Here is an 8459-nt window from a genome sequence, read left to right as displayed (position 1 = left end):
TATTCTGATTAATTTTTAATTTTTAACTTTTAATTTTTAATTAAAAAAAGGTCAACATGGCGGCGAATCTGGGTTTATGCTCGGAAAAACTGACACAACCGCTAGGCGAAAGGAAATGGAACCACACTTAGTCACCAATCCAAAACTTGTGCCTGTGCTGAACGAACTCATGCGACGAGAACCCATCTTTCATAGACCTGAGTTCGGCATAACCAGACGAGACTTCGAGGACATGACTGACTCTGACTTTTGGGAGGTCGGAGCCTCTGGGTGTCGTTACAGTCGGGATTACATACTAGATATGCTAGAAAAGCTGTATGAAAATCCAACTGAGGAGATTTGGGAAACTAAAGACTTTCACTGCCTTGAGATCGCGCCCGAAAACTATCTTCTGACATACACATTGATTCAGGGAGAGCGAATGACTCGTCGCTCGACAATTTGGCGAAGAAGCGAACTAAGTTGGAAAATTGTCTACCACCAAGGTACTGTCGTTTAAGAGTTCACCTTTGTCTCTATTCAAGTTTGCCTAATTTTCATCGCCCTTGATGAGAAAATTTTGGAAAGGCGATCGCTTACAATCAAAATATGATGATTTTGCAGTCTAGAGAAAATGCGTAAACAGACCATTCAATAGACATCACCGTTAGATGCTTTGGTTGCCATTGCTAAGTGACTCAGTGTATATGAGTACCAGCAAAAAATTGACTCCGAAGATTTTTTTACCACTACAATCAGGGAACGTTGTCAAATCATGTCCTATTTAGAGAATGGGCAAATTATTACCGTCATTACCTTACTTTGCGTCAACAAATAGAACAAATATTGAACTATGCTGCCTAACACTCTATCTGATGATAAGAGAGTATAAGTTACCATAATAGGAGAATTTAATGTCTAACCCAGATGAGCTGATGAAAGTGCGCTCAACCGAACTTACCGACGAAAAGCTAGCTCAAGGTATACCTCTTACTGTACAGAGGCTAGAGGAAATAGATAACAAAGTACTCACTGAGTTTGAACCTGATTATGTAGAGGAAAACCCAGACGAAATCCTCCCTTTAACGTCAGACACAGTGGAATAAGAAATAATATGCAAGCAAGTTAGTGCCAAGTTAGCAAGGGAGTAACGCTCAAAAGTGAGGTGCTAAAAATTAGGGGTATAAATCACTTATTTAATACTGCGATCCTAATGAGATAGCTATTTTTATTGAGAATCTAGCTATGGGTTTCTGAGAATTCAAACCCGATGTCACAAAATCGCGTTGCTCCCCTGCTACCCCTACTTATTGAGCCGATATAGAATTTCTATAATTAGATTGACCGATATTCTGCAAACTAGACTTCAGAGATAAGTTTTGCAACTTATCTGACACATTTACTGATAATTGCGGTGCAGCTGTTGGCTATACACACTAACACATTTAGTATTTTGCCTGAACTACAAGGTCATCCATTTGTTTGATTGCATTGTTAAATTAAAATCATTGTTAGTGATGTTGTTTAAATATCTAACCCAACCACAGTTAATTCAGGCGGATGTTCAACATTAAACTGGTAATATATCTCTCGTCGCTCCTGTGGTGGAAAAGTTAACTGCCATTCTAAAATCCCCATTTCACCAAGTTGAATTTGCGGGTTGCTGCGGCTGAGGCGCACTTTAATTTGCTCGTTGCGACTAACTGGTAACTGTTCAGTTACTTTCAGATTTACTTCTTTGTCTAGTAAGTTAGTAATAATCAACCGATAACTATAAGTAATCCGGCGCTGGTTGCTAATTAATCTTTTGTCTACCAGACGTTCAACTAAGTCGCGCTCTATTTTTAAACCTTCATCAATTCCTAAATTCAGTTTGAATTCTTGCCCTGGTGCAATATTCTCTAACTGAGTTGTCCCAACAAAAACATTGTCGCGGAAAATATTAGCTTTACCTGGTAACAAAGTCGCGCCGTTGGCAGTATTTTTTACATTGGCTTGCAGATAAGCAAAACTTACTAAGCGTGGCATTGCCACATAATCAAAGCTACAAGGATAATCATCATTGAAAATTGTAGTTTTATGAGGTGCGCCATCACTGGGAATGTTACCGCCAGCATTCAATTTAAAGGCAACTACACTCCCTTCTTTGGATACTTCTGCTGTAACGGTTTCTGCTGGAATCAGACTATCCTCTGCAATTTCATCTTCTCCTTGCCAATCTGCTCTAGCAGCAGAAGCAGGCGGATCTGCTATGGTAGGCAACAGTGGTCGCTGGGCAGCAAATCGTTGTCGCACTCTATGAAGACGTAGGGTATCAATATACCAGGGTTCAAGTTTGGGTGGAAGTGTACCTAATCCCGGTTTAGCGGTAGAAAGGGTGAGAGCTGCACCAATCCAATTTTCGCCACTGCTTTGAGTGATTTCTGCAAGGTAGCTCAGATGGACAATATCGCTGGTGGTGCTAAAGCGCAAGTCATATAGCGGAGTCCAACTGGCACGATTTACTAGGTAGGAAAGCTCTAGCTCAAACTCGCCTTCACCTGCAACTTCAACTCCTACAACTAAGCTAAAACTCTCTTTGGGATGAGGTGTTTGGATTTTTTGCAATGAGGTGTGGAGGGCTTGCAGTTGTTTGTCTAATTCCTGTTGTTGGGTTTTGCACTCTCCAGAGGCGATCGCATACTCACTATACTGGCTTCCGAGAAAGTTCAAAAAATCTAAAGTTTCGCTGAGGCTGAGATTTTTCCGGGATAAACTTTGTGCAAAGGGTTCTTCTGTTTTTTCACGTAAACCGGTGATAAAGCTAGATTGCAATGCTAAAGCATCGACTTGGGCTTGCAAGTGGCGTTTTTCTGCTTCTAATTGCTGAATTTGCCTTGTTAAATGTGCGATTCGCTCCGTTACAGGTTCAGTGGTGTAGATGCGATCGCTACTTACTCCCACCAAACGCACCCCTACCGTCCCTGTACCACTAACTCTGACAGAATCAGTTTCCAGAGTATCAGGCATTGGGGTAATTACTAATTCCTGTTCAATTCCTGTTAAATAAACTACACCCCGTCGTGTAACCAATGCTCTGTCAGCGTACACTGTAACAGCTACAATCTCGCTTTGTAGTGTTTTGCGCCAAGACGGTATTTCCGGGTTAACCACTGCCAGTTTTCCCCCATTTTTAATGGTTCTGCTGGTTAATTGTCAATGCTTCCGGGTCTAGCCGTCAACCCCTTTAGGTAATTCGTAATTACGAATTACGAATTACCCGTGAGTTGGTTGAAGCGCAGTGGAAGCACTATTAGCATTTTGCTCTACAAAATTCTTTGCCGCAGCCAAGAGATATTCATAATAGGCACGAGCGACGATCGATAGCTGCTTGCCAGATGGGTAAACCATGTACCAATTTCGCTGAATGGGAAAGTGTTGTACATCTAAAATGCTAAACTCTGAGGCGTCTAATAGTAAGGTATGACGGGATAAAACAGAAATTCCTAAACCACCTGCGATCGCTTGTTTAATTGCTTCGTTACTGCCCAATTCTAGCTTGACTTTTACCGTAACCCCTTCTTCTTCAAATAGACTTTGGACGGCGCGACGAGTTCCTGAACCTGGTTCCCGCATAATAAAAGGTTCGTTAGACAGGCGTTGGATCGGAATATTTTTTTCCTTGGATAACGGATGATTAACTGGCGCAAAGACTATCAAAGGGTTTTCTAAAAATGGTTCACAAGTCACATCCATATTGTCTGGAACTTGGCTCATAATATATAAGTCGTCCAGATTATTACTCATCCGTTCCAAGATTTGTTCGTGATTCGTTACTTGCAGTGAGATATCAATCCCTGGATAAAGTTGGCAAAACGGCCCTAACAAACGTGGAATAAAATATTTTGCTGTTGTAATTACTGCCAGGCGTAATTGCCCCTGTTTTAGCCCTTTTAAATCTGCCACCTTCATTTCATACTGCGCTATATTTTCAAAAATCTGCCGACAAGTGGCATATAATTCCCGTCCTGCTTCCGTCAGATACAACCGCTTCCCTACTTGCTCAAATAATGGCAACCCTACCGATTTTGTGAGTTGCTTGATCTGCATAGAAACGGTAGGTTGGGTGAGAAACAATTCCTCAGCAGCGCGAGTAAAGCTACTGTGCCGTGCCGCCGCCTCGAATACCTTTAACTGGTGCAGCGTCGCTTGCTTCAAAGGTGGTTCTCCTGTAAATAGCTATTCATCGATATAAAACTAGTATTACTGAATACTTGCAAATGCTATAGCAATGCTCATAGAAAGTTATGAGTTTTATTATAGATAAAACTCTATTCTTTCTATTAAAATAAAGGTATTTTATTTATGGATTTAAGAAGCTATTATCAGAACAAGAAAAGCGTAAGATTCCTTCCACTTCCCGATGAATGTTGAATGATGATTTTCCCAAATTCATCTATCATCATTCATCATTCCATAATTCTTCTGCAATTTTTGTAGGTAGCTTGGTTAAATCTGGTAATCTTAGTACCTCAATTTCGGCAACTTGTTCTTTAATATTCACTGGTAAGTTTAACGGTTCGCGTTCTTCTATCCAGCAGCTTGCTAATGGCAGGGTTTGCTCCATTTCGTCTAGCGGTCGAGGAATTACCATTACTGCATTTAATTCTCCAATGCGTTCTGCCTCAAACATTCCCGCTTCCACTGCTACAGCTACATTTGCTACGGAACCCCGAATAATCGCTGTACACAAACCCCCACCAATTTTTTCATAAGCTGCTAAATGAACATCAGCAGCTTTGAGCATGGCATCACATGCTCCTACCATCGCCGGAAATCCTCGCGTTTCTACCAAACCAATTGCTTGGTTACTCAGACGGCTGTAATTCCCCTCTTCCATCAATTTAGTAAAACGGGTTGTGATGGGAAGTACTATATCTAGGTTGGGATAAGGTCGCGGAATCACCAAGCTAGAAACCAACTGACCAAACTGTTCAGCCGTTTGGACACCAGATTCTACGGCAAGACGCACGTCAGCAATTCCACCCCGGATGATCGCAGTACAATGCCCGCCACCAATTTTTTCATACCCAATTAGGTGAACTCCTGCTGACTTTAGCATCATATCCGCCGTCCCAACTATTGCTGGAAAGCTACGGGTAGAAACTAAACCCAAAGCAGTGTCTTGAAAGGTTTCTTGACTACTCGCTCCATGCATGGTAATTATAGACCGTTGATTAGATGTTTCCATTATGAACTTTCCCAGATAATCACAAAGCTGACAACTTACAATTAACACTTACTAAGACTAATCGTCAGAGTTTGGGTCGCTCAAGGATTGTCTATGGGGAAACAATGTAGTCAATAGTCTGTGTATGCTCCCTTGCCCATAAATTTGAGTCCCGAAACCGTTAGGGGATTCTGTGGTTAGCTGATTGGGGTCTGAGTCATGTTCTGTAGACTCTTGGGCTGCTTGTTGCAACGTGGAGTCACCATCATTAGCATCATTGACGGGTTCCTCTACAGGAGGAGACTGGCTTTCTGGAGTTGCGGGAGATTTAAAATAAGAAATCGACTTATTTTGTTTGAAATCCACAAAAGCTGAAGCTGAGAATTTAGTTGAGGAAATTTCTTTTTCCTTACCTCCCCCTAAGCCATTTTCCTCTTGCTTCTGCGGTGTTGCACTTGTAACCGTAGGGTTATTCGTGGATGGTTCTGGTTGCTTTGTTTGAGCAATTTGCCGACTGGTGTCTCCTAATATTGAACCAGGTGCAATTACAAGTCCTGGTTCAACTGAATAGTTAAAAACTGTTGTCGCTGAACCAATGCAAGCATTTGCTCCAATTTTGCCTTTGCCAATCATCAAAAAACCGGCTCCCAAGTTTGCGCCTGCTTCTACCTCTAGGGTTCCTTCATGGACTTGAAGAATTGATCCCATACCAATACAGACCCCTGGGCCAATGATGATCTTGCTGTTTACAGCCGCTTGGAGGATCACCCCAGGTGCAAGTACTGCGCTTGGATGAATGGTCACCTCACCACTAATGTAAGAATCAAAGTTATTGCTGAGGCGCAGTGACAGCACAGACATGGAAATATTAACCTCGGAAGCCGGAGTGGGGAATGGGGAACTCGGGGCCCCCTCTGGAGATTAGGGGCAATAGGGAATAGGGAAAGGGAGTTGGGAGTGGTGAATGGTGGATATTAAAATTCTCTACTCCCTACATGGCGAGTGGTGAGTGGTAAGTGGTGGATATTATTAAAATTCCCTATTCCTTACTCCCTACTCCCTACTCACCACTCCCTACTATGGTCGTTGGATAATCGTTTCTAATACCCGACGCTTGGCTTTGGGGTCAATACCAATTAAGCGCACATATTCCCCTTGGTATTCGCCAAGGTGTCCTTCTACGGCTGCGATCGCTTCTCTTTCTGAGGAGGCTTGAATTTGACCGGTACTAGTCCATGAACCAGTTCGGAACCGTCGTTCGTCTACGTGTTCAAGGCTAATTTTATACCCACCAGCCAACAATTGCCTGAGCTGGTCTACTACTTCTGTACTCAAACGGTTGCTGGTAGCTGTTGCTGTAGCATTAGCATAGGCCCCACTGCTAGTAAATGATTTCTGACTGCCAGAGGAGGCTACTTGACCATTTGGACGTTGGATTATTGTTTCTAATACCCGCCGTTTGGCTTTGGTATCAATGCCGATTAAACGCACATACTCGCCTTGATGGCTTTCTATACATTCTTCCAAGCCGGAAATTACTTGATTTATAGAAGTTGCTTCAATTGGCTTGCAGCTAGTCCAGGAACCAGTCCGGAAGCGGCGCTCGTCTACGTGTTCCATGCCAATTTTGTAACCACCTGCCAAAAGTTGGCGGATTTGCTCTACAGTTTCGCCATTGACTTTGCCACTGCTAGAGCCGTTACCATTACCATTACTGCTGTAGCTGCTATAACTGCTATTACCTCGACTAGCCGGAGCCTTAAAGCTGGTAGCTGGTTTAACATCATCATCCGGGCGTTGGATGATGCTCTCTAACACACGTCGTCTATCTTTGTCAATACCAAACAGGCGGACATACTCGCCGCTATGCTCTCTGACACAGCTTTCTAATGCTGTGATCGCTTCACCCATCGATCTCGGTTCAATTGGTTGGCAACTAGTCCAAGAACCCGTGCGGAACCGTCTCTGGTCTACGTGTTCTGTACCAATTTTATACCCTTGTTCCAATAGATAGCGCAACTGCTCTATTGTTTCTGCACCCAAGCTATTGCTCGACACTTCACTACTCCTTTCTAGCTCTAAAACAGTAACACCATTACCTTTATAAGATTTAGTGTTCTCATCCCGAATTGGTGCAATACATTTGCTATCCGCAGCACAAAGATAACCAGCTCGCAGCGCCTGATTAATCCCAACCACATGATGAGCAAAGTCCTTATCCTGATCTTGCACATCTGGCAAGCGGTCAGCTTGCTGTTGATTGATAATTATCGCTCCCGAAGGTACATACTTACCTGGGGGAATTTCTACGTCTTGAATCAAAGCGTGCATCATCACGATGCAACCTGCACCTACTCTGGCATTAAACACCGTAGAGCGAAAGCCAATGAAGGAATTATCCCCTACATAAGCTGGTCCGTGAATTAGAGCCATGTGGGTAATGCAAGTGTTTTTACCTACCCACACCGAGTATTTATTTTGATCGTCGCCAATTACTCGACCTTGCTCCAACCCATGAATCACAACACCATCTTGAATATTAGTGTTTTCACCAATATAAAAAGGTCTACCTTCATCCGCTCTAATCGTAGTCCCCGGAGCAACGATTACATTTGCACCTATCTGTACATCTCCAATCAGATTGGAGAACGGATGCACAAAGGCTGTTTCATGGATTTTGGCTTCAGCTAAATTCCTCGACCACGGGGTTGGAGGTGCCGCCGTGCTGCGGACTGCCATTTCGAGATTCCTCCTGTATTGTCATTTGTCATTTGTCATTTGTCCTTTGTCATTTGCCTTTTGTCGAGAGCAAGTGACTAATGACTAATGACTAATGACTTATCGATATTGATCTTTTTTGCTGTAAATGAGGCGATCTTCAACGTGAATAGTATCTATGATCGCTACTACCACTGCATCTAATGGTCGCTGTTCATTGCCAATAACCTGACGAGCGGCACTGCCACGACTGACAAGTACCCACTCATCCACTCCTGCTCCCACAATATCTGCTGCTACCTCGTATTGTGGCAGGATGTTGCCGTCTTCATCCACTAATTGTAACAACAGTAGTTTGACACCTCGAAGACTTGGATCTTTTTGCGTGCTAACTACTGTGCCGCGAACTTTGGCGACTTGCATTCTTTAATTACGGTCTTCTACCGAAAGGACGAATTGCATTCACATTTTCCCGGAATTGCTCTACATCTTCGGTATAACGAATTGGTAGGACGTATTCCAAGTTTTCGTGAGGACGAGCAATGATGTGAGT

The 8459-nt window shown here is 43.1% G+C and carries 8 protein-coding genes and 1 pseudogene; 2 read left to right on the top strand and 7 right to left on the bottom strand.

The features are described 5' to 3' along the window. Positions 1 to 115: 115 nt before the first annotated feature. On the top strand, positions 116 to 499 hold the full coding sequence (locus ACFFAP_RS16005) for a hypothetical protein (protein ID WP_375512121.1): 384 nt from the start codon (positions 116 to 118) through the stop codon (positions 497 to 499). A gap of 394 nt (positions 500 to 893) precedes the next feature. Then, entirely contained in the window at positions 894 to 1085 is a 192-nt protein-coding gene (locus tag ACFFAP_RS16000; protein WP_375512120.1) for a hypothetical protein, read from the top strand. Positions 1086 to 1503: 418 nt separating this feature from the next. Here ACFFAP_RS16000 and ACFFAP_RS15995 read toward each other — a convergent pair whose 3' ends face one another. The 7 genes and pseudogenes from ACFFAP_RS15995 to ACFFAP_RS15965 all read right to left on the bottom strand — a co-directional run. Beyond that, positions 1504 to 3132 carry a mucoidy inhibitor MuiA family protein gene (locus ACFFAP_RS15995; RefSeq protein WP_375512119.1) on the bottom strand — a complete coding sequence of 543 codons (1629 nt, stop codon included), beginning with the start codon at positions 3130 to 3132 and terminating at the stop codon, positions 1504 to 1506. Positions 3133 to 3234: 102 nt separating this feature from the next. Further along, complete coding sequence (locus ACFFAP_RS15990) at positions 3235 to 4176, bottom strand: LysR substrate-binding domain-containing protein (RefSeq protein ID WP_375512118.1); 942 nt, start codon at positions 4174 to 4176, stop codon at positions 3235 to 3237. 244 nt (positions 4177 to 4420) lie between these two features. Beyond that, positions 4421 to 5209 carry a BMC domain-containing protein gene (locus ACFFAP_RS15985; protein ID WP_375497105.1) on the bottom strand — a complete coding sequence of 263 codons (789 nt, stop codon included), beginning with the start codon at positions 5207 to 5209 and terminating at the stop codon, positions 4421 to 4423. A gap of 57 nt (positions 5210 to 5266) precedes the next feature. After that, positions 5267 to 6049, bottom strand: a complete 783-nt coding sequence (locus tag ACFFAP_RS15980) for a transferase (RefSeq protein WP_375512117.1) — start codon at positions 6047 to 6049, stop codon at positions 5267 to 5269. 216 nt (positions 6050 to 6265) lie between these two features. Next, entirely contained in the window at positions 6266 to 7927 is a 1662-nt protein-coding gene (locus ACFFAP_RS15975) for a ribulose bisphosphate carboxylase small subunit (RefSeq protein ID WP_375512116.1), read from the bottom strand. A 99-nt stretch (positions 7928 to 8026) separates the two neighbouring features. After that, complete coding sequence (locus ACFFAP_RS15970; protein ID WP_109011817.1) at positions 8027 to 8329, bottom strand: EutN/CcmL family microcompartment protein; 303 nt, start codon at positions 8327 to 8329, stop codon at positions 8027 to 8029. Between the two features lie 7 nt (positions 8330 to 8336). Further along, positions 8337 to 8459: pseudogene (locus ACFFAP_RS15965) on the bottom strand (carbon dioxide-concentrating protein CcmK); the annotation flags it as partial.

The organism is uncultured Nostoc sp. (genome assembly GCF_964245575.1).
Taxonomy (GTDB): Bacteria; Cyanobacteriota; Cyanobacteriia; order Cyanobacteriales; family Nostocaceae; genus Nostoc.
The sequence above is the reverse complement of the archived record's forward strand: the minus strand, read 5'-3'. Positions and strand labels throughout refer to the sequence as shown.

Coding starts and splice junctions, on each gene's coding strand:
- ACFFAP_RS16005 (WP_375512121.1), top strand. CDS start 116: ATGGAACCACACTTAGTCACCAATCCAAAACTTGTGCCTGTGCTGAAC.
- ACFFAP_RS16000 (WP_375512120.1), top strand. CDS start 894: ATGTCTAACCCAGATGAGCTGATGAAAGTGCGCTCAACCGAACTTACC.
- ACFFAP_RS15985 (WP_375497105.1), bottom strand. CDS start 5,209: ATGGAAACATCTAATCAACGGTCTATAATTACCATGCATGGAGCGAGT.
- ACFFAP_RS15980 (WP_375512117.1), bottom strand. CDS start 6,049: ATGTCTGTGCTGTCACTGCGCCTCAGCAATAACTTTGATTCTTACATT.
- ACFFAP_RS15975 (WP_375512116.1), bottom strand. CDS start 7,927: ATGGCAGTCCGCAGCACGGCGGCACCTCCAACCCCGTGGTCGAGGAAT.
- ACFFAP_RS15970 (WP_109011817.1), bottom strand. CDS start 8,329: ATGCAAGTCGCCAAAGTTCGCGGCACAGTAGTTAGCACGCAAAAAGAT.